The following is a 22,482-nucleotide window of genomic DNA, read 5'->3' as shown; positions in this document are numbered from 1 at the left end:
CCAGAAAAACTTATGCATCTTCCGCTCAATGCCTTGCGCGCGTTCGAAGCCTCGGCGCGCCACCTCAACCTCACGCGGGCGGCCCAGGAGTTGCACGTCACGCAGACAGCGGTCAGCCAGCACATCCGCAAGCTCGAAGGCCGCCTGGGCAAGCCACTGTTTCGCCGCCTGCCGCGTGGCCTGGCGTTGACGGACGAAGGCCAGGCGCTGCTGCCAGTGGTGGCGGAATCGTTCTCCAACCTGGCGCGCGCCCTGGAAAAACTGGGCGACACCCGCCCGCGCGAGGTGCTGACCGTGGGCGCCGTGGGCACCTTTGCCGTGGGCTGGCTGCTGCCCCGGCTGCGCGACTTTCAAGAGGCCTGCCCGTTTGTGGACCTGCGCTTGCTCACGCACAACAACCGGGTGGACATGGCGGGCGAAGGCCTGGACTATGCGATCCGCTTTGGCGACGGCGCCTGGCACGGCACACATGCCGAACGCATCATGGACGCGCCGATGTCCGTGATGTGCACCCCGGCCCTGGCCCACGGCCTGCGCACCGCCGCCGACCTGGCACGGCAACCGCTGCTGCGCAGCTACCGCACGGATGAATGGGCTGCATGGTTCGAGGCCGCAGGCACGCCCTGCCCGGTGCTGCGTGGCGCGGTGTTCGACTCATCCCTCACGCTGGCCGAGGCGGCGGCGCAAGGCGCGGGCATGGCGCTGCTGCCGGTGGCGATGTTCACACGCGAGCTGCAGCAGGGTCGGCTGGTGCAGCCCTTTGCACTGGAGCTGCACCGCGGTGCCTACTGGCTCACGCACCTGCAGTCGCGCCCCGTCACGGGGGCCATGGCGGCGTTCAGTGCGTGGCTGCAAGCGCAGCAGGCGAAAACAGCCGCAAAAATATCATAGAAATTGGCCTTGAACGCTTACTGGTAAAGCGCAAGCAGCTATTTATTCAATAGCAAATCAGCGGCAAACCGGTTTCAGCCCCGCACCGCCAGCGCCAGCGCCAGGGTATCCGGCGGCACCTCGTCCACCTGGGCAGGCTCCAGGAACTCGCGCCCGTACCGTTCGTACACACGCTCCCGCACGAACACTTCGAACAGGTCCGGGTCGATATGCCCGTTGTCACGCATCCGGCACATGATGGCGATGGCCTGCGACAGGGTCATGCCGCTCTTGTACGGCCGGTCTGCGGCCGTGAGGGCCTCAAAGATGTCGGCAATGCCCATCATCCGGGCCTGCAGCGACATCTGGTCGCGGGTGAGGCCGCGCGGGTAGCCCTTTCCGTCCATGCGTTCGTGGTGGCCGCCTGCGTATTCGGGCACGTTTTTCAGATGCCGCGGCCAGGGGAGCGTCTCCAGCATCTTGATGGTGGCGACGATGTGGTAATTGATGGTGTCGCGCTCGGCCTGGTTCAGCGTGCCCGAGCGGATGGTGAGGTTCTCCACCTCCTCGGCAGAGAGGAAACTGGTCTGCACGCCCTGCGGGTTGCGCCAGTGGCGCATGGCGGCAATGTCGCGCACGCGCTGCTGGTCTTCGGGGCGCATGGCCTCGGTGCCCGCGTTGCTGCGGCGCAGAAATTCGCGGTCTTCCTCCAGCGCATGGATCTCGTGCTGCAGGGCCTGCAGCTCCTGCCCCTCGGCACGGGCATCCACCACCGGGCGCAGCGCCAGCTGGCGGCGCAGGGCGGCCAGTTCGGCGTCGCGCTTCAAGACTTCAAAGCGCGTGTCCACCAGGCCGATGCGGTCGTACAGTGTTTGCAGCTTGGTCGCCTTGTCCACCACATGCACCGGCGTGGTGATCTTGCCGCAGTCGTGCAGCAGGCCGGCCATCTTGAGCTCGTAGCGGTCGCGGTCACTCATGCGAAAGCCCGCCAGCGGCCCCTGGTTGGTGGCATTCACCGCCTCGGCCAGCATCATGGTGAGGGCGGGCACACGCTGGCAATGGCCACCGGTGTAGGGCGACTTTTCGTCAATGGCCAGGTTGATCAGGTTCACAAACGACTCGAACAGGCGTTCGAGCTGCGTGATGAGCAGCCGGTTGGTGAGCGCAATCGCAGCCTGCGAGGCCAGCGACTCGGCCAGGCCCTGGTCGGCCTCGGAGAACGTGGTGACCTCGCCGGTCTCCCAGTGCCGCGCGTTGATGAGCTGCAGCACGCCGATCAGTTCGTGGTCGTGGTTCTTCATCGGCACGGTCAGAAACGATTGCGAGCGGTACCCCGTGCGCGCATCGAAACTGCGCGTGCCTGAAAAATCAAAGCCCTCGGCGCAGTAGGCGTCGGCAATGTTCACCGTGCGGTCGTGGATGGCGGCATATGCGGCCACCAGCGAATCGTTGGGGCTGCCATCGGCGTTGCGCAGCGGCAGGTGCGGAAAATCAATCGGCTTGCCCGTGGTGCCACCCAGGCGAATGTCCAGCGAGTCGGTGCGCAGGATCTCGAACTTGAGCGACTGGCCGTCCTCCGTCACGCTGTAGAGCGTGCCGCCATCCGCGCCGGTGATGGCCTTGGCAGCCTCCAGAATGTTCTCCAGCAGGCGGTCGATGTTGCGCTCGCGCGAGAGCGCGGCCCCGATGCCATTGAGCTGCTCCAGGCGGCGAAACAGGTTGAGGGAGGGTTCCTGGGCCATAAGACACCTTGGGTGCGGGTTGGGGACTCCGGCATCGTAACGAAAAGTGACCGCTATCATCACCCTTCTTTGCTGCTCTTCGCCCCCATTTCGTGGACTCGGTCACACCCCGCTACCTCACTGTTGCGCTTTACCAGTTTGTCGACCTGCCCGACTGCGCTACGCTGCGCGCGCCGCTGCAGGCCCTGTGCGACGAGCGCGGCGTGCGCGGCATGCTGCTGCTGGCGCCCGAGGGCATCAACGGCACCATTGCGGGCGCACCCGATGATGTCTTGGCCGTGCTGGCCTGGCTGCGCAGCGATACCCGCTTTGCGAAGCTGCAGCACAAAGAGGCCCCCACCGACCGCCAGCCGTTCTACCGCATGCGCGTGCGGCTCAAGCGCGAGATCGTGACCCTGGGCGTGCCGGGCCTGAACCCCGCGCGCAACGCCGGCACCTATGTGAAGCCTGAAGACTGGAATGCGCTCATCGACGACCCCGGCGTGGTGGTGGTGGACACGCGCAACGACTACGAGGTGGGCATCGGCACGTTCGCGCGCGCCATCAACCCGCACACCAAGAGCTTCGCGGAGTTTCCGGCCTGGGTGGAACGCGAGAAACAACCCGGCGGCGTGCTGGCGGGCAAACCCCGGGTCGCCATGTTCTGCACTGGCGGCATCCGCTGCGAGAAATCCACCGCGCTGCTCAGGTCGCAGGGGTTCGACGAGGTGTTCCACCTGGAAGGCGGCATCCTGAAATACCTGGAAACGGTGCCGGAAGAAAACAGTCGCTGGCAGGGCGACTGTTTTGTGTTTGACGAGCGCGTGTCCGTGGGCCACGGCCTGGCGCCGGGGCACCACCAGTTGTGCCGGTCCTGCCGCATGCCGCTGGGCGAAGCCGAGCTCGCATCACCCCACTACGTGCGCGGCGTAAGCTGCCCCTACTGCCACGGCACCCGCACGCCCGAACAGGAACGCGCACTGGCCGAACGCCAGCGCCAGATGGACCTGGCGGAGCAACGCGGGCAAGCGCACTTGGGCGCACGGCAACCCGGCGCACCCGCGCGGGCCGCCGCCAGCGATGTGGGCGGGTGTGAGGGCGAGCCCGCGTGAACGCTGCCCTGCCCGTTCTGTACTCCTTTCGCCGCTGCCCGTATGCGATGCGCGCCCGGCTGGCGCTGGCTGTCAGCGGGCAGGCCTGCGAGCTGCGCGAGGTGGTGTTGCGCAACAAACCCCAGGGCTTGCTGCTGGCGTCGCCCAAGGCCACCGTGCCCGTACTGGTGCTGGCAGATGGCACGGTGCTGGACCAGAGCCTGAACATCATGCAATGGGCGCTGGCGCAGCGCGATCCTGCGCACTGGCTGGCCCCCAGCGAAGGCACCGAGGCCGACATGCTGGCGCTGATTGAAGAATGCGACAGCCGGTTCAAGCAGGCGCTTGACCGCTGCAAGTACCCTGCCCGCTATCCCGCATCAGATGCTGCTGTTGCGCGAGTACAGGCTGTGGAGTGGCTGCAGGGCCTGCAGGCGCGGCTGGTTCGGCACAACTTCCTGTTTGGCCGCCATGCGGCGCTGGCCGACATGGCGATTGCACCTTTCGTGCGGCAGTTTGCCGGCATCGATGCCAGCTGGTGGCAGGCACAGCCTTGGCCGCACCTGCAGGCCTGGCTGGCACAGTGGCAGTCCAGCCACCTCTTTGAGAGCGTGATGCACAAACTGCCCGCCTGGATCGATGGCACCGCAGGTGTGCCGTTTCCGCACCCGCCGACCACGGACTGACCCACAATGAAAACCATCGACGAGATGCTGAACCTGGATCTGCTCACCCCCGATCAGCACCTGCAGATCAGCGCATGGATTGCCCGCTCTTCATCGCCCGAAGAGATATTGCAGATGCCGGCGCTCCTGTGGCAGGCCGTGGAGCGGGCCAGCCAGACCATGGGCATCCACGAAGACCTGATGCGCCCGCCCTCGCTGGATGCAGGCGACCTGGTATTGGGCTGACCGGGACCGGTCAGGCAAAACAAAGGGCGCTCCGCAGAGCGCCCTGTTCAGCAGATTCGTGGCGCCAGCGGCACCACCGGCATCAAGCCATCGAATACCCGGAACCGCTGGCCCGCCCGCCCCTGGCGCCACGCACCACCAGCGCCAGCAGCACCACGGCAAACGCCACAAAGCAGAGGAACGACCAGTTGGCAATGGAGCCGCCCAGGAAGGTCCAGTCAATCGCTGCACAGTCGCCAGAGCCCCGGAAAATCATGGGAATGGCGCGGCTGATGGGGTAGTTTTCGATCATTCCGTAAAAGTCACGACCGCAGGTGGCGATTTCGGGCGGGTACCACTGCAGCCAGCTCTGGCGGGCCGCCACAAAGGCGCCGAAGCCGGAAGACAGCAACGCGAGTCCGGCCATCGTTATCCACCAGCCTTTTTGGCCCCTGGCGCTTGCCAGGGCTGTAAAGATTGCTACACCGATGAGAGCATAACGCTGCACGATGCACATCGGGCAGGGCTCCAGGCCCACCACGTGCTGCAAATACATGCCAAACGCCAGCATGCCCACGCAGGCCACACTGATCAGCGCCAGCACGCGGCGCGGGGCCTGATCGATCCAGTTCAACACCATCATTCCTCTCCCTCATCCAACAGTAGCCGCCCAGGGCATTGCCTCTGAAACCGTCACAGCCCAAACGCGCGGACGGCCAGCAAGGGCCGCCCCGCAGCAAAGGCCGTCGTCGCCCTCAGGGGGAAGACACAAAGCGGCTCAGGGGGAGTCAAATCCCAGCGGCGTGATCCAAGAACACTCGGGCGCGGCGCGGTGTGACCACCAGCGTTTCACCCTCTTTGAAACCCATTTCCTTGAACTGCTGCGCAGGGATCTGCGCTTCGATCAAGTGTTCAGGGGACGCATTGTCCGCTGGTTTGTGGTCGCCTTCGGGAATAAGTTCCAGCCGTGCAATCGGGCCCACCACGATAGCGCGGCTCAGTTGCGCAACGATGCCGCGCGGACGGCCTTCGGCGTCGAGCCCGGCGCCGGGTGAGTAGCGCTCCACGTCCAGATCGTGCGGGCGCACATAGGCAAACGCCTTGGTGTCCTGCGTGGTGGCATGCTCGGGCGAGTCGATCTGCATGCCATCCAGATGCACCAGCCCCTCATGCGCGCGACCATGGAACAGGTTCACGTCGCCCAGAAAGCCGTACACAAACGGGCTGGCGGGCTGGTCCCACACCTGCTGGGGCGAGCCGCTTTGCTCGATACGCCCCTGGTTGATCACCACCACGCGGTCGGCCACTTCCAGCGCTTCTTCCTGGTCGTGCGTCACGAAGATCGAGGTGACATGCAGCTCGTCGTGCAGGCGGCGCAGCCAGCGGCGCAGTTCTTTGCGCACCTTGGCATCGAGCGCACCAAAGGGCTCATCGAGCAGCAGCACCTTGGGCTCCACGGCCAGCGCGCGGGCCAGGGCAATGCGCTGGCGCTGGCCGCCAGACAGTTGCGACGGGAACCGCTCGGCCAGCCAGTCCAGCTGTACAAGCTTGAGCAGGTCCATCACCTTCTGCTTGATCTGCGCCTCGCTCGGCCGCTCCTTGCGGGGTTTCACGCGCAGACCAAAGGCCACGTTCTCGAACACGGTCATGTGGCGGAACAACGCGTAGTGCTGGAACACAAAGCCCACGTTGCGCTCGCGCACATGCACGTCGGTGGTGTCTTCGCCGCTGAAGTGGATGGTGCCCACGTCGGCCGTCTCCAGCCCCGCGATGATGCGCAAGAGCGTGGTCTTGCCGCAGCCCGAAGGACCGAGCAACGCGATGAGTTCGCCCGACGCAATGTCCAGGCTCACGTCCCGCAGCGCATGGAAGTCGCCAAACTGCTTGCTGACGTTACGGATTTCAATGCTCATGGTGTTCTTCTTCCTTCAAACGCCAGCGGGCGCGGGGCGCTCGGGGGGCAATTCGGCAGCGGCTTTCAGTGCCTGCTCGTTGCGGTGTTCGGCAATGGTCTTGATGACCAGGGTGACCAGCGCCAGCAGGGCCAGCAGCGATGCTGCGGCGAACGCGGCGACCGACTGGTATTCGTTGTACAGAATTTCAACGTGCAGCGGGATGGTGTTGGTCTGGCCCCGGATGTGGCCTGACACCACCGACACCGCACCAAACTCGCCCATGGCGCGGGCGTTACACAGAATCACGCCGTACAGCAGCCCCCACTTGATGTTGGGCAAGGTCACGTACCAGAAGGTCTGCCAGCCGCTGGCTCCCAGCACGATGGCAGCCTGCTCCTCGTCGTTGCCCTGCGCCTGCATCAGCGGGATCAGCTCGCGCGCGATGAAGGGGAAGGTCACAAACACGGTGGCCAGCACGATGCCGGGAACGGCAAAGATGATCTTGATGTCATGCGCCTGCAGCCAGGGGCCAAACCAGCCCTGCGCGCCGAACATCAGCACGTAGACAAGGCCAGCAACCACCGGCGACACCGAAAACGGCAAGTCCACCAGCGTGGTCAAAAACGCCTTGCCCCGGAACTCATATTTGGCAATGCACCAGGCCGCTGCCACGCCGAACACCAGGTTCAGCGGCACGGCTATGGCGGCAGTGATCAGCGTGAGCTTGATGGCCGACCAGGCATCGGGCTCGCGCAGACCTTCGAGGTACGCGCCAAAACCCTTGCGCAGCGCTTCGGCAAACACCGCGGCGAGCGGCAACACCAGAAACAGCAGCATGAAGGCCAGCGCGATCCCGATCAGGGTGTAGCGCACCCATGGCGACTCGGTCGTTCCCGCCTGTGTGCGGCGCACGGTTCTTGTAGCAGCCCCGCTCATGCTGGTGCCCCCGCGTGGCGGCGCTGCCAGGCCTGCAGTGCGTTGATGATGAGCAGCAAGACAAACGAGATGACCAGCATCACCGTGGCCACCGCCGTGGCGCCCGCGTAGTCATATTGCTCCAGCTTGCCGATGATGATGAGCGGGGTGATTTCAGACACCATGGGAACGTTGCCTGCGATAAAAATGACCGAGCCGTATTCGCCCACCGCCCGCGCAAAGGCCATGGCAAAGCCGGTCAGCAACGCCGGCGTGATGGACGGCAGGATGACCTTGGTGAAGGTCTGAAAGCGCGTGGCGCCCAGGCAGGTGGCAGCTTCTTCGAGTTCTTTTTCTGCGTCTTCCAGCACCGGTTGCACGGTGCGCACCACAAAGGGCAGGCCGATGAAGATGAGTGCGATGACGATACCGGCGGGCTTGAACGCCAGCTGAATGCCCATGGGCTCCAGAATCTGGCCGATCCAGCCGTTGCCAGCCAGCAGCGCAGTCAGCGAGATGCCGGCCACCGCGGTGGGCAATGCAAAAGGCAGGTCCACCAGGGCATCCACGATCTTCTTGCCCGGAAACTTGTAGCGCACCAGCACCCACGCGATCAGCAGGCCAAAGACCAGGTTGACCAGCGCAGCAATGAACGAAGCGCCAAACGTGAGCTTGTAGGACGCCACCACCCGGGGTGAGCTGACGGCCGCCCAGAACTCGTCCCACGTGAGCGTAAAGGTCTTGAAGATCAGCGCCGACAGCGGGATCAGCACGATGATGCTGAGATAGAAAAGTGTGTAGCCCAGCGTGATGCCAAAGCCTGGCAGCACGCGCTTGGGCGCACGCCGGCCGACCTGGGCAGAGGCCCGCAAGGCCCCCTGCCCGGCCGCAGAGGTCGCAGCAGTCATGTCGGCTTACTTGGTGCTGTAGATCTTGTCGAACTGGCCGCCGTCATTGAAGTGCACCTTCTGCGCTTCGGTCAGCGAACCAAAATATTTGGACACCGTGAACTGCTTGAGCGGCTTGAACGTGGCGGCGTGCTTCTTGAGCACGGCTTCCGAACGCGGGCGGATGGCGTGCTTGGCGGCGATCTCCTGGGCTTCGTCGGAATACAGGTAGTCAAGATAAGCCTTGGCCAGCGCGCCGGAGTTCTTCTTTGCCGTGGTGCGTTCGACAATCGCCACGGGGTTCTCGGCCACCACGCTCACTGAGGGGTACACGGAGTCCACCTTGCCCGCGCCGAATTCGCGGTCGATCGACACCACCTCGGATTCAAACGTGATGAGCACGTCGCCAATGTTGCGCTGCAAGAAGGTGGCGGTGGCGTCGCGCCCGCCCTTGGCCAGCACCGGCACGTTCTTGTACAGCTTGGCCACAAACTCGGCGGCCTGCTCGTCGGTGCCGCCCTTTTCGCGCACGGCGCCCCAGGCGGCCAGATAGGCATAGCGGCCGTTGCCGCCCGTCTTGGGGTTCACCACGATCACCTGCACGCCGGGCTTGATGAGGTCGTCCCAGTCCTTGATGCCCTTGGGGTTGCCGTTGCGCACCAGAAAGAGCATGGTGGAGGTGGTGGGCGATGCGTCGTGCGGAAACTTCTTGGCCCAGTCCTTGGCGACCACGCCGCTGTCGGCCAGAAACTGCACATCGGTGGTGGTGTTCATGGTGACCACATCGGCGTCCAGCCCGTCACGCACGGCGCGTGCCTGCGCGCTGGAGCCTGCGTGAGACTGGTCAATCTTCACATCCTGGCCCGTGGTCTTCTTGTAGTGCGCCGCGAAAGCAGCGTTGTAGTCCTTGTAGAACTCGCGCGCCACGTCGTACGACACATTGAGCAGCGTGTTCTGCGCCGCTGCCAAACCACTGGTGGCCAGGGCCACGGTGGCCAGAAGGGTCTTGAGTTTGAGGGAAGTCGTCATGGTGCGTCGCCTGATGAAAAGCTGGAGATGGCGGATTGTGCAGAGCGCTTCTTAAAACTCAAAAGAATATATTCTTGTTAATTAATCGAAATTTCGAATATAGACCGTACACCAGACGCATTCACCACCGCCCCGGAGGATCTGCGGAGCTCGATATTTCAAGCAAAAATGGCCTCTAGCGCCTATCTGTATTGCGCTAGCAGCTATCAATTTAGGACCGATCGAGGTGCAACCGGGCTACAACGCCACTGGCGATGCGTGTACGGCAGAGGGCGACACGCCCGCTGCGCCTGCAGGCTGCTCGCCCTCCAGCGACTGCAGCAATGCCCAGCCCAGCGGCCATTCGCCATGGCCGGAGTCGATGTTGATATGCCCGGCGTTCTGCATGCGCACGAACTCGCTGCCCCAGGCGCGGGCATAGGCGCCCGCCAGGCGAATGGGGCAGTACGGGTCGTTGCTGCTGGCCACCACGATGCTGCGGTACGGCAGCGGCGCATAGGGCACCGGCGCAAAGTCGCTCAGGACGGCCCGGCGCTCCGGGTCGGCCGGGGCTACCAGCAGTGCACCGCACACCCGGGCTGCCGCTGCAGGCCCGAGGTGGGTGGTGGTGATGCAGCCCAGGCTGTGGGCCACGACCACCACGGGGTGCGGCGCAGCGAGCACGGTTTTTTCAAGTTGCCCCACCCAGGCGGTGCGCTTGGGGGTGATCCAGTCATCCTGCACCACGCGTGTTGTGCGGGGCAGCCGTTCGGCCCACAGGCTTTGCCAGTGTCCAGGGCCCGAGTCGCGCCAGCCGGGGACGATGATGATGGATGCAGTAGTCACAGGCTCAGCATTCTGGGAGCCCGCCTTTAAAACCCAAACGACTTAATTCTTTTTATTTAATCGCCAAATCATCTAAACGCACGCCGCCAAGCCGTCTGCGGAAAAAATGCGACTCTTCAATGAACAAAAAACTTTGTTGTCGATTTTGCGACCAGACAGTACAATTTCGTAACCAAATGCAAACATTCGTGGTGAGCAATGGGCTCTCTGGCGCGGTGTCTGCAAGCGACTTCTGTTCGAGACATCTATTCAAGGCACACCTATGAACACCTGGAAAATCAGCCATCGCCTCATGGCGGCCTTCGGCCTGGTCATCGTGGCTTTGCTCGGCATGTCGATCTACAGCATGCTCATAGCACGGGGGATCGACCGGGCACTCACGGCCAACGCCACGCAAAACGCCGTCATCCAGCGCGCAGCCATCAACTTCCGCGGCTCTGCACACGACCGGTCCATCGCGGTGCGCGACGTGGTGCTGGCGCCCAGCGAAGACGCACGCCGGGCCGAAGTTGAAGACATCGCCAGGCTGGCGGACTTTTACGCCAAGTCGGCCACGCAGCTTGAAGCGGTGCTGCAAACCGCCAAAGACGTCCCGCCCGAGGTGGGCCCGATGGTGCAGGCCCTCAAAGACATCGAAACGCGCACGGTGGCCACCACCAACAAGGTCGTGGCCCTGATGCAGGCAGGCGACCGGACGGGCGCCGAAGCCCTGCTCTGGTCTGAAGCCAAGCCCCAGTACGAACAATGGCTGGCCGCCGCCAACAAGCTGATCGACTATGAAGAAGGCCGCATCATCAAAAACAGCCAGACGGCCAACCAGGACGCTAACCAGTTCACCGGCGTGATGCTGGCCATCACCTTGCTGGCCGTGCTGATCAGCGTGGGCGCCACGGTGATGGTTTCGCGCAGCATCGGCCGCGAACTGGGCGCAGAGCCCAGCGAGGTGCGCGCCGTGGTGCAGGCCATTGAGCAGGGTGACCTCACGGTGCCTGTGCAGGTCAAGGCGGGCGACACCGGCAGCGTGATGGTGGCGGTGCGCGACATGCAACAGCGTTTTCATGAACTGGTCTCCGCCGTGCGGGACAACATTGGGCAGCTGCGCGCTACCAGCGACGACATCAGCAGCGGCAACCAGAACCTGGGCCACCGCACCGAACAGGCCGCCAGCAGCCTGGAGCAGACCGCCGCCAGCATGGAAGAGCTGACCGCCACCGTGCGCCAGAGCGCCGACTCCGCCCGCCAGGCCAACCAGCTGGCCACCACGGCAGCGGGCACCGCCGCCAAGGGTGGCGAGGTGATGCAACAGGTCGTGACGACCATGCAGGACATCCACCACAGCAGCCAGAAAATTGCGGACATCATTGGCGTGATCGATGGCATTGCGTTCCAGACCAATATCCTGGCCCTCAACGCGGCGGTGGAGGCTGCCCGCGCGGGCGAGCAGGGGCGCGGCTTTGCCGTGGTGGCCACCGAAGTGCGCAGCCTGGCGCAGCGCAGTGCCGAGGCCGCCAAGGAGATCAAGGCGCTCATCCAGTCCAGCGTGGAGAAGGTGGACTCTGGCACCCAGCTGGTGGCCGATGCCGGTGTGACGATGAACGAGATCGTGCAGGGCGTTCAGCGGGTGACGGGCATCATTGGCGAGATCAGCACTGCAGCAGCCGAGCAAAGTGACGGCATCTCGCAGGTCAACGTCGCCGTCACGCAGCTGGACCAGATGACGCAGCAAAACGGCGCGCTGGTGGGCGATAGCTCGATGGCCGCCGAAAACCTGCGCCAGCAGGCGCAAAGCCTGGCAGACCTGGTGGCGGTGTTCCATGTCGCCGGCGGTACGGCTGCAGGCCAGGCCCAAACGGCACCGCGTGCTGCACGCCAGGGCACAGGCACTGCCCTGCCGGTGCCGCGCACCCGGCGCCTGGCGCACTGAATGTGAATGCCCGGGCCCGGGCGCGATGAGCCCGCCCGCAGCGCAATGTTCAGGTGTGCGACCCGGCAGGCCCATCACCCGGTGCGTCTTGCAGCAGTTGCTCCAGCCGCCGGGGGTAGTTGTTCAGAAAGTCCCGGGTCACCGCAAAGTGCTCGGTGTCTTCAAACGCCACTTGCGCCAACCCCGTGCTGCCAAACCGGATGATCCGGGCGTGGGGATAGGACAGCAGGATGGGCGAATGCGTGGCGATGATGAACTGCGACTTGTCCTGCACCAGCTGGTGGATGGCCGAGAGCGCGGCCAGCTGCCGTTGGGGCGAGAGAGCCGCCTCCGGCTCGTCCAGAAGGTACAGGCCCTGGCCCCTGAACTTGTGGATGAGCAGCGCCATAAAGGCTTCGCCGTGCGAACGCGCATGCAGTGACCTGCCTCCATAGCTCTCCAGGTAGCCCACCTCGTCCATGAACGTCGCCACATTGAAAAAGCTCTCGGCCCGCAGAAAGTAGCCATCGCGCGGTTTGCGGAAGCTGCGCGCCAGCCGCAGCACCTCGTGCAGCGGCGACACCGATTGCGTCGTCGCCAGCTGGAAGTTGCGGGTACCACCTTCAGGGCTGTAGCCCAGCGCCAGGGCAATGCCTTCGAGCAGGGTGGATTTGCCAGAGCCGTTTTCTCCCACAAAGAACGTCACGTCCGGATGGAACTCCAGCAGCCCCAGCTCCCGCACGGCAGGGATGCTGTAGGGATAGGCGTCGTAGTCCACCTCGGCATCAGGGCGGATGCGGACGCTCTGCAGATAGGGTTTGGCGGCAAGCATGGACTGCATGCTAACGGGCGCCAAGGGATCGGCTCCCGGCGTTCAGCTCCGGCACCGGCAACTTTTTTCGCGGCCTTTTAACCCCGTTGGCCCGCCCCGTTCGTTTCACCCAGCACCAACACCCATTGCCTGACTGGAGCCCCCATGAAACACCGTTCGCTCACCATCACCGTCCAGACAACCATCACAGGGCTGGCCGCGTTGCTGGCTCTGGCCTGCCTGCCCGCCCACGCCGTGGGCCACCTGGCGGATGTCACCGTTGTTGACCGCGACACCGGGGCCACGCTGCCGGTGCACTACGCCCGTGGCGAGTACTGGGTGGCAGGCCGCCCGGGCGCACGCTATGCCATTACCGTGCGCAACCGGCTGGGTGAGCGCGTGCTGGCGGTGCCTTCGGTGGATGGCGTGAACGTTCTCAGTGGCGAAACCGCCGCGTGGGACCAGCGCGGCTATGTGTTTGCGCCCCATGAGCGCTACCAGATCACGGGCTGGCGCAAAAGCGCCAGCGAGGTGGCAGCGTTTGAGTTTGCCCCCATTGCCCACTCGTACGCAGCGCGCACGGGACGCCCTGCGCACGTGGGGGTGATCGGGGTCGCGCTGTTCCGTGAACAGCCGCCGCTGCCACCGCCGTCCGTCGCGCCTGCACCGTACAGCCAGCGGGGGCGCGGTGACAGCGGCGCGGACGGAGACGATGGCGCCAATGCACTGGACCGCCTGCGCGAGGAACCGGCGCAGGCAGCGCCCGCCCCGTTGTCCCGGGCCGAATCTTCAGCGCGATCGCAGTCTGCCGAGAGCGCAGCCAATGCAGCGCCCCTGCCATCCGCCCGGCTGGGCACGGCACACGGCCAGCGTGAGACATCCGTGGTCACGCACACCACCTTTGCGCGACTGCACAGCCACCCCAATGAAGTGATCAGCATCCGTTACGACAGTCGCGAAAACCTGATTGCCAGCGGCGTGATCCGCGAACCCGTCGCCCGGCTGCATGTGCCCCGCGCGTTTCCGCTGTCGGACCAGTTTTCGTATGTCCCCGACCCGAGGTAGCCCGTGCAAGCGCCTGCAACACCTGCGCCTGCCGGTGCATGAGGGCCTCGCATAATGCGCGGGTGCCGCCCCCCAGCTCCACCGCACCCGCAGACGATGGCGACGAAACGCTGATGCTGCGCTACGCCCGGGGAGACATGGCTGCGTTTGACACGCTGTACGCCCGGCACGAACTGGCGGTATGGCGGTTTGTGTACCGCAGCGTGAAAGTGCAGGCGGTGGCGGACGACCTGCTTCAGGATGTGTGGTTTGCGGTGGCGCGCCATGCACGAACCTATGAAGCCAAGGCGAAGTTCCGCACCTGGCTGTTCACGCTGGCCCACCACCGGCTGGTAGACCACCTGCGCACCGCCAGGCACCACACCAGCCTGGACGCAAGTGGCGACGACGACGTGCACAGCCTGGCGGACACGCTGATGGCCGACTCGGGCTTCGGCCCCGTGCGGCAGTTGCAGTCGCGCGAACAGGCGGTGGCGTTGATCACGGCAGTGGAGAACCTGCCCCTGGAACAGCGCGAAGCCTTTTTGCTGCAGGCGGAAGGCGATCTGAGCGTGCAGGAGATTGCCGAGGCCACCGGCGTCCAGTTCGAAACCGCCAAGAGCCGCCTGCGTTACGCGCGGGCCAGCTTGCGGCTCCAGCTCAAGGAATTTGCACCATGAGTGCGCCAGACGACGAACTGGTACGCCGCTACCACGAGGCCAGTGCAACCGAAGCCGCCCGCCCGGGTGCGCATGTGCGCGATGCCGTGCGCGCGCACGCGCAGATGCTGTCAGCCGCCACTGCCGCCGCCACCGCCGCCCCGCCCCCGGCCCCAGGACGCGCCGCCGCCAACCAGTCGCGCTGGAAGCTCTCGGCCCTGGCCACGGTGGCCGTGCTGGGCCTTGCCGGGCTGCTGATGCTCCAGTTCGAGCGCGGAACGCCCGAAGAAAAAGAAATCACCCACGGCCCGCGCCGGGCTGAGATGCCGGCGCCTGCGCGCGTGCCACCCCCTCCCCCGCGCCGACGACCGACACGGCGGCGAAGCGGCGCGCCGAACCGCCAGCCGCGAGTGCGCAGCCGGGCACCGCCCCCGCACCCGCCAAGCCTTCGGCCCCAGCCATGGCTGCCAGGCCGGCTCCTGCGCCTTCTCCAGCGCCAGCTGGTGCGCCAGCCCTCGCTCAAGAGCCTTTCGCCCAGTCGCACAGGCGTTCGACCGGTGAAGAGGACCCTGCCGAGAGGCGGGCCCCGCTGTCCAAGGAATCGGCGGCACCGGCTGCGGACGCTGCCCTGGCCGAAACCGCCCGTGCAGCAGCGCCTGCGCCCACCGCCAACATGGCATCCCGCGCACCGCTGTCGCGCGGTTTGCACGACGCGGCGCGCGCGGGCAACGCCCCCCAGGTGCACAACCTGGTGCGCCAGGGCGCGGCGGTGGATACGCGCGACAGCGCGGGCAGAACACCGCTGATGCTGGCAGCCATGCATGGCCAGACCACCACCGTTGGGCAACTCCTGGCGCTCGGCGCCAACCCCGCGCTGGTGGATGCGGAAGGCCTGAACGCGGCCGAGCAAGCCCGGCTGCGGGGCCACGCAGCCATTGCAGACCTGCTGGACGGGGCGCGGTGATCGGGTGAAGTCTCAGAACCGCACAGCCTCGAACGCGGGGTGCAACGCGTCGATCCAGTGGTCCAGCTCATCCTGCGTCACATCCAGGTGGTCCATGCAGGCATGGCCGTGTTCCTGCCATTCGCGCGTGGGCGGCAGGTTGTCGTGGTGGTTAACCAGGAACTCGGCCAGCAGGCCCACGGCCACCAGGTGGCGCACTGCGGGCGCAAAGCGCTCATCGCCCAGGCACGCAAAATCGTGGTGCAGCCAGATGGCCTGGGCCACGTCGCCCGGCAGATGCCAGGTGCGGGCCACGATGGCGCCCATTACTGCGTGGTCGGTGCGGTGGCTGGCGTTCTCGGTCTGGGTGAAGGTGCGGTCCTTGCGGGCCAGGGCCTCGGTCACCGTGCCCGCATAGCCGCGCACGGCCTTCACCAGCACCGGCATGCCCACGTGGCAGAACAGCCCGAAGCTGTAGCCCAGGCCGGGGTCAAAGCTGTAGAGCTGGTGACCGATGTGTTCGCACGCAATGGCCCTGCGTTGCGAGCTCTCCCAGAAATGCTCGAGCAGCGGCGACCGCACCTGCAATGCGTTGCGCGTGATGAAGGCCGACAGCAGCTCCACCGACGGCTGCAGCCCCAGCACCGTGAGCGCCATGCCTACCGTCTGCACGGGCTGGGTGAGGCCATAGAGCGGGCTGTTGGCCAGCCGTATCACCGCGGCGGCCAGCGCCACGTCCGAAGAGGCCAGCTGCTCCAGCGCGGCCGCATCCAGCTCGGGTGCCGCCACGATCTGCTGCAGACGCAGCAGCGACTCGGGGCACGGCGGGACCACGATCGCCCGCACGGCGGGGTGGATGCGGGCTTGACGGATATCGGCGTCAACGGGGTGTGGAGCGGTCACAAGGAATTTCCGGACGACCCGCTGTGGTGAACACCCGGACTGCCCGCACAGTTGCAATTGGTTGCATTGTGGCGGCAAAAAGCGCGGGGCTGGTGGTACCCGCGCCCGGCAGCGGACTTTGCACGTGCGGGCCGCGAGAGCTCTTGCTACCCGGTAAGCCGCAAACGGCCGCTCAGTCCACCGCCGCTCAGATGTCCGCGCCGTCCAGCCCTTGCAGGGCCTGGCGCGTGCTGAGGCTGCTGCGCCCCGGCGTTGCCTCGCCCAGAAAGTCCAGAAAACGCCGCACGGCGGGCGACAGCCCCCGGCGCGACGGAAACACCGCGTGCACGATGGCGGTGGCAGGGCCCCAGTCGGGCAACACGCGCACCAGCTTGCGCGCGCGCATTTCTTCATGGCACATGTAGTCGGGCATCCAGCACACGCCCGTGCCCGCCACGGCGGCGAACTTGAGCGTGAGCAGGTCGTCGGCCACATAGCGCGGCGTGTGGTGCACCACCTGTTGCACGCCGCCCGGGCCTATCAAGTGCCAGGTGGAGCGGCCGTCGGGGGCCGACATGGCGATGCTGTCGAGCTTGGCCAGGTCGTCCAGAGTCTCTGGAGTGCCCTGGCGGATGAGCAGCTCGGGGCTTGCCACCAGGATCTGGGTGGTGGTGTCCAGCCGCTTGACCACCATGCTGCCGCTGTCGTCCACCGAGGCGCGCACTCGCAGCGCAACATCGATGCCCTCCTCCACCAGGTTCACGGCACGGTTGCTCACCAGCATGTCGATGCGCACCTCGGGGTACTGGGCCAGAAACCGGGGTATCAGCTCGGCCACTACGGTCTGCGCCAGTGTGACCGGGCAACTCACGCGGATGGTGCCGCGCGGCTTGGTCTGCACCTGGGCCACCGTGTCCGCCGCGGCCTGGGCCGACTCGCGCATGGCCTGGCAGTGGCGCAAGTAGGCCTCGCCCACTTCGGTCAGCGAGAGCTTGCGGGTGGTGCGCTGCAGCAGGCGCACGCCCAGCTGGGTCTCCAGATCGGACACCCGGCGGGACAGCCGGGACTTGGGGATGCCCAGGGCGCGTCCGGCAGCGGCAAAACCGCCCCGCTCCACCACTTCGGCGAAATACAGCATGTCGTTGAGGTCTTGCATGGCGATCACTGTTCTATGGGTAGAACAATCTATCGCAATTTTGCCGGCTTATCAACAAAACCATGCCTGAGCACAATCAACCCATGGCCACATACGGTGGCCTTACACAGACCTCGGAGAACTTCATGCAACTGCTTCACATCGACTCTGCCATCACCGGTGACCAATCCGTTTCCCGCCAGCTCACGGCACAGATCGTGGCCGCCTACAAGGCCAGCCACCCCGACACCCAGGTGAGCTACCTTGATCTTGTAGCCAATGCGCCCGCCCACTTCACCATGGACGCCATGGCGCCCCGCACGGGCCAGACCGACGGCCTGAGCGACGCGCAAAAGCGTGAGAACGCCGTGTCTGAACAGCTGGTCAGCCAGTTCCTGGCGGCTGACGTGGTGGTGATCGGCGCGCCGTTCTACAACTTCAGCATCCCCTCGCAGCTCAAGGCCTGGATCGACCGCCTCGCCCAGCCTGGCCGCACGTTCCAGTACACCGCCAACGGCCCGGAAGGGCTGGCCAAGGGCAAGACGGTCATCGTCGCCTCCACCCGGGGCGGTGTGTATTCGACCAGCGAAGGCGGCCAGGCCATGGAGCACCAGGAGAGCTACCTGAAGGTGGTGTTCGGTTTCTTCGGCATCACCGACGTGCGTTTTGTGCGCGCCGAGGGCGTAGCCATGGGCCCCGATGCCAAGGCCGCCGCCCTGGCCTCGGCCCATGTGGACATCACCACCCACACCAGCGTGGCCGCCAACCAGGCCAGCGTGTCGCAGGCCGCCTGATCTCTGGCCAAGCCTGACGACGGCGCGCTCGCGCGCCATCACCCGACCCGGCCCTGCGCCGGGTTTTGCTTTTGAACGACGAAAATTCAGGTAAAAACAGCCTCCAGCGCTTATCCATAAAGCGCCAGCAGCTATTACAAGCATAGCAACTGCAGACACCATCCCCGACTGCAGCGCGGGGCTGCAACGGCAGACGCCAGTGTTGATGGGGGATGATGCCGTGGTCATCATCCACGGAGAACCCCGCCATGACGCCTGCATCCCAGGCTCTCAGCGTGGACGAGCGCATCAGCGCCGCCATCGCTCCCTATGCCGATGTCGTGTCGGGCGCCATTTTTTATGCCGTGCCGGTGGGCGGCACCGAGTTTCCGCTCATCGTGGGCTGGCTCATCGTGGCCGCCGGGGTGTTCACCCTGGCGTTTCGCTTCATCCAGCTGCGCGGTTTTGGCCACGCCATTGCCGTGGTGCGCGGGCGCTATTCCAACCCGGCCATGGCGGGCGAGGTGACGCCCTTCCAGGCGCTGACCACCGCCGTCTCAGGCACCGTGGGGCTGGGCAACATTGCGGGCGTGGCCGTGGCGGTCAGCCTGGGCGGCGCGGGCGCCACGTTCTGGATGATCGTGGCCGGGCTGCTGGGCATGGCCTCCAAGTTCACCGAGGTGACGCTGGGGGTGAAGTACCGCAGCGTAGACCCCGCCACCGGCGCCATTTCGGGCGGGCCCATGCGCTACCTCTCCAAAGGCCTGGCCGAACGCGGGCGCCCGGTGCTGGGCAGGGTGCTGGCCGTGTTCTTTGCCGTGTGCTGCGTGGGCGGCGCCCTGGGCGGGGGCAACATGTTCCAGGCCAACCAGAGTTTTCAGCAGGTGCTGGGCGTGACGGGCGGCGCAGACAGCGTGCTGGCCGGCCGCGGCTAGGTGTTCGGGCTGGGGCTGGCGGCTCTGGTGGGGCTGGTGATTCTGGGCGGCATCCGCTCCATTGCACGGGTGACCGAGGCGGTGGTGCCCTTCATGGCGCTCACCTATGTGGGCGCGGGGCTGGTGGTGCTGGCGCTGCATGCCGATCAACTGGTGTGGGCGGCGGCGCAAATTCTGCAGGGCGCGTTTTCAGCCGAGGGCGTGGCCGGTGGCGTGCTGGGTGCCATGGTGCAGGGCTTCAAGCGCGCGGCGTTCTCCAACGAAGCGGGGGTGGGTTCGGCGGCCATCGCACATTCGGCGGTGCAGACCGACCAGCCGGTATCCCAGGGGTATGCCGCACTGCTCGAGCCCTTCATCGACACGGTGGTGATCTGCACCGTAACGGCGCTTGTGGTGATTGTCACGGGCCATGTGGACGCCGGAGGGCTGACGGTGGCGGCGGGCGATGCGCGGGGCGTGGCCCTGACATCCGCTGCGTTTGCCAGCGCCGTGTGGTGGTTTCCATATGTGCTGGCGCTGGCCGTGGTGCTGTTTGCGTTCTCCACCATGGTCACCTGGTCGTACTACGGCCTGCAGGCCTGGGCCTACCTGCTGGGCGACCATGCCATCACGGGGCTGGTGTTCAAGCTGCTTTTTCTGGCCTGCGTGGTGGCCGGGGCCAGCATGGGCCTGGGCCCGGTGATCGATTTTTCGGATGCCATGATTTTTGCCATGGCGCTGGCCAATGTGGTGGGGCTGTACTTCCTGCTGCCCGTGGTGCGCGACGAGGTGCGGCGCTACGAGGCCGGGGTGGCGTCAGGCGCCATCCGGCGCCACTGAACCGGCCGTTGCGGCCTCGCCTGCCTCGGCCCGCTGCAGCCAGCGTTCGGCCAGCAATGCCGGCGTGAGCGCAGGGGCAAACAGCCAGCCCTGAAACCGCTGGCAGCCCATCCTGACCAGCAGTTCGAACTGCTCCTGGGTTTCCACCCCTTCTGCCACCACCTCCAGGCCCAGCGTGCGGGCCAGCGCGTTGACGGTGGCGCAAATCTCGCGGTCGTTCACGTCGTGAACGATGTCACGCACGAAGATCTTGTCGATCTTGAGCTCGCCCACGGGCAGGCGGCGCAGCTTGATGAGGGACGAGTGGCCGGTGCCAAAGTCGTCAATCGACAAGCCAAACCCCGCGTTTTTGAGGTCAAGCGCAATGCCGTAGAGCGATTCGTCGAGCAACTGCGATTCGGTAATCTCCAGCACCAGGCCGGCGGGTGGCACGCCGTGGCGTGCGGTCAGCGCGAGCAGCGCCTGCGCAAACCCGGGCTCGCGCATCTGGATCGTGGACACGTTGACCGAAATCACCGGCACCTGCCAGCCCCCGGCGCGCCACTGCGCCACCTGCTGGCAGGCAGCCTCGAACACCCACAGACCGATGGGCACGATGAGCCCCCCTTCTTCGGCCAGCGGGATGAACTCGTCGGGCGGCACCGCCTTGCCGTCCACCGACCAGCGCAGCAGCGCCTCGGCGCCCACCGTGTGGCGCTGCTGGTCAAGCTGGGGCTGGTACACCAGCGTGAACTCGCCCCGCTCCAGCGCGCTGTGCAGGCGGCGGCGCAGCTCCAGCCGGCTGCGCGTGACCTCCGTGAACTCCTCGATGTAAAAGCGGTACGAGCCCCGCGCCGCGCTCTTGGCGGCATGCAGTGCCGAATGCGCATGGCGCACCAGCTCCACGCTGTTGGCCGAATCATCCGGGAACAGGCTGATGCCCAGGCTCGCGCCCATGTACTGCGCGCCCACTTCCGACAGCTCCCAGGGCTGCGCCAGGCCTTCCAGCAGCGTGGCCGCCAGCTGCGCCAGATCGGTGCGCGACGCAGGGCGCAGCAGCATCACGGTGAACTGGTCATTGGCCAGCCGCGACACCAGGCCCTGCCCCGCCAGCAGCTGGGTGATGCGCTGGCCCACCTCGCTGAGCAGCGCGTCGCCCACCCGGTGGCCGTAGGTTTCGTTCACGCTCTTGAAGTGGTCCAGGTCGATCAGCAGCAGCGCCACGCGGCGGTTGGCGCCCTGCGTATCGCGCGCTGCCTCGGCCACGGCGCGCTCCAGCGCATCTTCAAAGTAGCGGCGGTTGGGCAGCCCGGTGAGGGCATCAAAATGCGCCACGCGGTACAGCTCTTCCTCGTTGCGCAGCACGGCGGCCTCGGCCGTGCGCAGGCGGTTGAGCAGGCTCACCACAATGGTCTGGCGCAGTGCAGCCAGCAGCAGCACCAGCAGGCAACAGGCAAGGACCAGCGCCTGGACCCCGGCCCGCCCCTCGGGCGCCAGAAACAGCAGCACCAGCGTGATGGCCGCCAGGGTCATGGACACCAGCGGCACGTAGTTCATGACCCGGTCACAGCGGCGGCGGAAGTCCGCATCTTCGGCGGTGTCAAAACCCAGCCAGCGCGCGCCCCAGCCCAGCGCCACGGCCGACAGGCTGAAGCTGGCGTTGAACCACATCCCGGACTGCAGCTGGCCGCCGATCACCATGAGGTTCCAGTGCATCCAGCTCAGGCCGTAGCCCAGCAGGCCCGCCAGCACCAGCAGGTGCGAGCGCGTGACGCGCACCCCCACGGTGGGTATGGCCAGCGCCGTGACACCCGCAGCCGTGAGGAACCCGGCCGGATACAGCACCAGCACAGCCCCCACCGCCAGCGACCGCACGCCCTCGGCCGGCAGGTAGACCACCAGCGTGAAGGCCAGCGCCGCCAGCACCGCGCCGCCAAAGTCCAGCGCCGCAGGGTAAGCGCGGTCGCGGGACAGGCGGGTGAACGTGGCGCGGATCACGGTGGCCGCCAGCAGGGGCCCCCCAAGCAGGAAGAATGCGTCCGCAGGGGCTGGAAACGGATTCCAGTCCAGGGCCACCTGCAGGTTCCACACCATTTGCCCCACCGCCACCAGCAGGGCAAACAACAGCAGGCCGGTGTGCACCGTGCGCTGGCCAGGGGGCGCCTTCACCCAGCCACGCCAGGCCCAGTAGGCCGACAGCCAGAACGCCAGGCTCCAGGAGGCGTTGTCCAGAAACACCCGCACGCTGGCATCCGGCATTCCCAGCGACGCGGCAAACATCAGCGTGGCTGCGCCCAGCCAGACCACTGAGAGGATTCGTTCCGCAAGGGACATGGGGCGCCGTGGGGTGGGATGTACTGTGCGAAATGCTACAGAACGTTAACACTCCCATTGTGTCTGCAAGCGCAGCCCGCTGCATCACCCGGCCCCGGCACGGGGCACTGCGCTGCCCCATCGCTATAAAATTAATAGCTAT

The 22,482-nt window shown here is 65.9% G+C and carries 21 protein-coding genes and 1 pseudogene; 10 read left to right on the top strand and 12 right to left on the bottom strand.

The window, feature by feature from the left end; translation table 11 throughout:
• The first annotated feature begins 12 nt into the window (after window positions 1–12).
• Window positions 13–891 (top strand): LysR family transcriptional regulator, encoded by an 879-nt coding sequence (locus KYG_RS07900; protein ID WP_008904336.1) that lies wholly within the window; start codon window positions 13–15, stop codon window positions 889–891.
• A 74-nt stretch (window positions 892–965) separates the two neighbouring features.
• Here KYG_RS07900 and KYG_RS07895 read toward each other — a convergent pair whose 3' ends face one another.
• Window positions 966–2,612 (bottom strand): HD family phosphohydrolase, encoded by a 1,647-nt coding sequence (locus KYG_RS07895; RefSeq protein WP_008904335.1) that lies wholly within the window; start codon window positions 2,610–2,612, stop codon window positions 966–968.
• 92 nt (window positions 2,613–2,704) lie between these two features.
• Between KYG_RS07895 and KYG_RS07890 the strand changes: the two genes are divergently transcribed.
• Genes KYG_RS07890 through KYG_RS07880 form a run of 3 tightly spaced genes read left to right on the top strand, consistent with a single transcriptional unit; the run spans window position 2,705 to window position 4,593 of the window.
• A complete protein-coding gene (locus KYG_RS07890) occupies window positions 2,705–3,703 on the top strand; it encodes a rhodanese-related sulfurtransferase (RefSeq protein WP_008904334.1) in 999 nt (332 codons plus the stop codon).
• Between the two features lie 47 nt (window positions 3,704–3,750).
• Window positions 3,751–4,368 carry a glutathione S-transferase gene (locus tag KYG_RS07885; protein WP_050813816.1) on the top strand — a complete coding sequence of 206 codons (618 nt, stop codon included), beginning with the start codon at window positions 3,751–3,753 and terminating at the stop codon, window positions 4,366–4,368.
• Window positions 4,369–4,374: 6 nt separating this feature from the next.
• Window positions 4,375–4,593, top strand: a complete 219-nt coding sequence (locus KYG_RS07880; RefSeq protein WP_008904332.1) for a hypothetical protein — start codon at window positions 4,375–4,377, stop codon at window positions 4,591–4,593.
• An 82-nt stretch (window positions 4,594–4,675) separates the two neighbouring features.
• On the opposite strand, the gene KYG_RS07875 is transcribed toward KYG_RS07880, so the two are convergent.
• The 6 genes from KYG_RS07875 to KYG_RS07850 form a co-directional block, all read right to left on the bottom strand.
• Entirely contained in the window at window positions 4,676–5,212 is a 537-nt protein-coding gene (locus KYG_RS07875) for a disulfide bond formation protein B (protein ID WP_034693730.1), read from the bottom strand.
• Window positions 5,213–5,360: 148 nt separating this feature from the next.
• Complete coding sequence (locus tag KYG_RS07870; protein WP_008904330.1) at window positions 5,361–6,485, bottom strand: sulfate/molybdate ABC transporter ATP-binding protein; 1,125 nt, start codon at window positions 6,483–6,485, stop codon at window positions 5,361–5,363.
• A gap of 15 nt (window positions 6,486–6,500) precedes the next feature.
• Window positions 6,501–7,403 (bottom strand): sulfate ABC transporter permease subunit CysW, encoded by a 903-nt coding sequence (gene cysW, locus KYG_RS07865; protein WP_034693693.1) that lies wholly within the window; start codon window positions 7,401–7,403, stop codon window positions 6,501–6,503.
• The gene (cysT, locus tag KYG_RS07860) at window positions 7,400–8,290 is read right to left on the bottom strand and encodes a sulfate ABC transporter permease subunit CysT (protein ID WP_008904328.1); all 891 of its coding nucleotides are present in this window, start codon (window positions 8,288–8,290) and stop codon (window positions 7,400–7,402) included. The genes cysW and cysT overlap by 4 nt, the downstream gene beginning before the upstream one ends.
• Window positions 8,291–8,296: 6 nt before the next feature.
• A complete protein-coding gene (locus tag KYG_RS07855; protein WP_008904327.1) occupies window positions 8,297–9,298 on the bottom strand; it encodes a sulfate ABC transporter substrate-binding protein in 1,002 nt (333 codons plus the stop codon).
• Between the two features lie 237 nt (window positions 9,299–9,535).
• Window positions 9,536–10,123, bottom strand: a complete 588-nt coding sequence (locus KYG_RS07850) for an alpha/beta hydrolase (protein WP_008904326.1) — start codon at window positions 10,121–10,123, stop codon at window positions 9,536–9,538.
• Between the two features lie 262 nt (window positions 10,124–10,385).
• Here KYG_RS07850 and KYG_RS07845 point away from each other — a divergent pair, with 262 nt between their 5' ends.
• Entirely contained in the window at window positions 10,386–12,047 is a 1,662-nt protein-coding gene (locus tag KYG_RS07845; RefSeq protein ID WP_008904325.1) for a methyl-accepting chemotaxis protein, read from the top strand.
• 49 nt (window positions 12,048–12,096) lie between these two features.
• On the opposite strand, the gene KYG_RS07840 is transcribed toward KYG_RS07845, so the two are convergent.
• Window positions 12,097–12,858, bottom strand: a complete 762-nt coding sequence (locus KYG_RS07840) for an AAA family ATPase (RefSeq protein ID WP_008904324.1) — start codon at window positions 12,856–12,858, stop codon at window positions 12,097–12,099.
• A 144-nt stretch (window positions 12,859–13,002) separates the two neighbouring features.
• Here KYG_RS07840 and KYG_RS07835 point away from each other — a divergent pair, with 144 nt between their 5' ends.
• Entirely contained in the window at window positions 13,003–13,902 is a 900-nt protein-coding gene (locus KYG_RS07835; RefSeq protein ID WP_008904323.1) for a hypothetical protein, read from the top strand.
• Window positions 13,903–13,940: 38 nt separating this feature from the next.
• Window positions 13,941–14,561, top strand: a complete 621-nt coding sequence (locus KYG_RS07830; protein ID WP_034693690.1) for a sigma-70 family RNA polymerase sigma factor — start codon at window positions 13,941–13,943, stop codon at window positions 14,559–14,561.
• 110 nt (window positions 14,562–14,671) lie between these two features.
• Here the strand turns inward: KYG_RS07830 and KYG_RS24650 are convergent, their stop codons facing one another.
• Window positions 14,672–14,845 carry a hypothetical protein gene (locus KYG_RS24650; protein ID WP_160165340.1) on the bottom strand — a complete coding sequence of 58 codons (174 nt, stop codon included), beginning with the start codon at window positions 14,843–14,845 and terminating at the stop codon, window positions 14,672–14,674.
• Window positions 14,846–15,000: 155 nt separating this feature from the next.
• Between KYG_RS24650 and KYG_RS24830 the strand changes: the two genes are divergently transcribed.
• On the top strand, window positions 15,001–15,504 hold the full coding sequence (locus KYG_RS24830; protein WP_192810320.1) for an ankyrin repeat domain-containing protein: 504 nt from the start codon (window positions 15,001–15,003) through the stop codon (window positions 15,502–15,504).
• Between the two features lie 12 nt (window positions 15,505–15,516).
• On the opposite strand, the gene KYG_RS07820 is transcribed toward KYG_RS24830, so the two are convergent.
• Complete coding sequence (locus KYG_RS07820) at window positions 15,517–16,386, bottom strand: HDOD domain-containing protein (RefSeq protein WP_008904319.1); 870 nt, start codon at window positions 16,384–16,386, stop codon at window positions 15,517–15,519.
• Between the two features lie 187 nt (window positions 16,387–16,573).
• Complete coding sequence (locus tag KYG_RS07815; protein ID WP_008904318.1) at window positions 16,574–17,521, bottom strand: LysR family transcriptional regulator; 948 nt, start codon at window positions 17,519–17,521, stop codon at window positions 16,574–16,576.
• 125 nt (window positions 17,522–17,646) lie between these two features.
• Here KYG_RS07815 and KYG_RS07810 point away from each other — a divergent pair, with 125 nt between their 5' ends.
• Together KYG_RS07810 and KYG_RS24915 are read left to right on the top strand one after the other, a co-directional pair.
• Window positions 17,647–18,294 (top strand): FMN-dependent NADH-azoreductase, encoded by a 648-nt coding sequence (locus KYG_RS07810; RefSeq protein ID WP_034693721.1) that lies wholly within the window; start codon window positions 17,647–17,649, stop codon window positions 18,292–18,294.
• A gap of 212 nt (window positions 18,295–18,506) precedes the next feature.
• Window positions 18,507–20,027: pseudogene (locus KYG_RS24915) on the top strand (alanine/glycine:cation symporter family protein).
• Here KYG_RS24915 and KYG_RS07800 read toward each other — a convergent pair.
• The gene (locus tag KYG_RS07800) at window positions 20,004–22,340 is read right to left on the bottom strand and encodes a bifunctional diguanylate cyclase/phosphodiesterase (RefSeq protein WP_050813815.1); all 2,337 of its coding nucleotides are present in this window, start codon (window positions 22,338–22,340) and stop codon (window positions 20,004–20,006) included. The pseudogene KYG_RS24915 and the gene KYG_RS07800 overlap by 24 nt on opposite strands.
• Window positions 22,341–22,482 lie beyond the last annotated feature (142 nt).

Origin of the sequence: Acidovorax sp. NO-1, assembly GCF_000238595.1 — a bacterium.
In the GTDB taxonomy this organism is placed as follows: Bacteria; Pseudomonadota; Gammaproteobacteria; order Burkholderiales; family Burkholderiaceae_C; genus Acidovorax.
The sequence above is the reverse complement of the archived record's forward strand: the minus strand, read 5'-3'. Positions and strand labels throughout refer to the sequence as shown.

Bases quoted from the DNA above. Each gene is read 5' to 3' on its own strand.
- KYG_RS07900 (WP_008904336.1), top strand. From the start codon at position 13: ATGCATCTTCCGCTCAATGCCTTGCGCGCGTTCGAAGCCTCGGCGCGC.
- KYG_RS07895 (WP_008904335.1), bottom strand. From the start codon at position 2,612: ATGGCCCAGGAACCCTCCCTCAACCTGTTTCGCCGCCTGGAGCAGCTC.
- KYG_RS07885 (WP_050813816.1), top strand. From the start codon at position 3,751: ATGCGCGCCCGGCTGGCGCTGGCTGTCAGCGGGCAGGCCTGCGAGCTG.
- KYG_RS07880 (WP_008904332.1), top strand. From the start codon at position 4,375: ATGAAAACCATCGACGAGATGCTGAACCTGGATCTGCTCACCCCCGAT.
- KYG_RS07875 (WP_034693730.1), bottom strand. From the start codon at position 5,212: ATGGTGTTGAACTGGATCGATCAGGCCCCGCGCCGCGTGCTGGCGCTG.
- KYG_RS07870 (WP_008904330.1), bottom strand. From the start codon at position 6,485: ATGAGCATTGAAATCCGTAACGTCAGCAAGCAGTTTGGCGACTTCCAT.
- cysW (WP_034693693.1), bottom strand. From the start codon at position 7,403: ATGAGCGGGGCTGCTACAAGAACCGTGCGCCGCACACAGGCGGGAACG.
- cysT (WP_008904328.1), bottom strand. From the start codon at position 8,290: ATGACTGCTGCGACCTCTGCGGCCGGGCAGGGGGCCTTGCGGGCCTCT.
- KYG_RS07855 (WP_008904327.1), bottom strand. From the start codon at position 9,298: ATGACGACTTCCCTCAAACTCAAGACCCTTCTGGCCACCGTGGCCCTG.
- KYG_RS07845 (WP_008904325.1), top strand. From the start codon at position 10,386: ATGAACACCTGGAAAATCAGCCATCGCCTCATGGCGGCCTTCGGCCTG.
- KYG_RS07840 (WP_008904324.1), bottom strand. From the start codon at position 12,858: ATGCTTGCCGCCAAACCCTATCTGCAGAGCGTCCGCATCCGCCCTGAT.
- KYG_RS07835 (WP_008904323.1), top strand. From the start codon at position 13,003: ATGAAACACCGTTCGCTCACCATCACCGTCCAGACAACCATCACAGGG.
- KYG_RS07830 (WP_034693690.1), top strand. From the start codon at position 13,941: ATGAGGGCCTCGCATAATGCGCGGGTGCCGCCCCCCAGCTCCACCGCA.
- KYG_RS24830 (WP_192810320.1), top strand. From the start codon at position 15,001: ATGGCTGCCAGGCCGGCTCCTGCGCCTTCTCCAGCGCCAGCTGGTGCG.
- KYG_RS07815 (WP_008904318.1), bottom strand. From the start codon at position 17,521: ATGCAAGACCTCAACGACATGCTGTATTTCGCCGAAGTGGTGGAGCGG.
- KYG_RS07810 (WP_034693721.1), top strand. From the start codon at position 17,647: ATGCAACTGCTTCACATCGACTCTGCCATCACCGGTGACCAATCCGTT.
- KYG_RS07800 (WP_050813815.1), bottom strand. From the start codon at position 22,340: ATGTCCCTTGCGGAACGAATCCTCTCAGTGGTCTGGCTGGGCGCAGCC.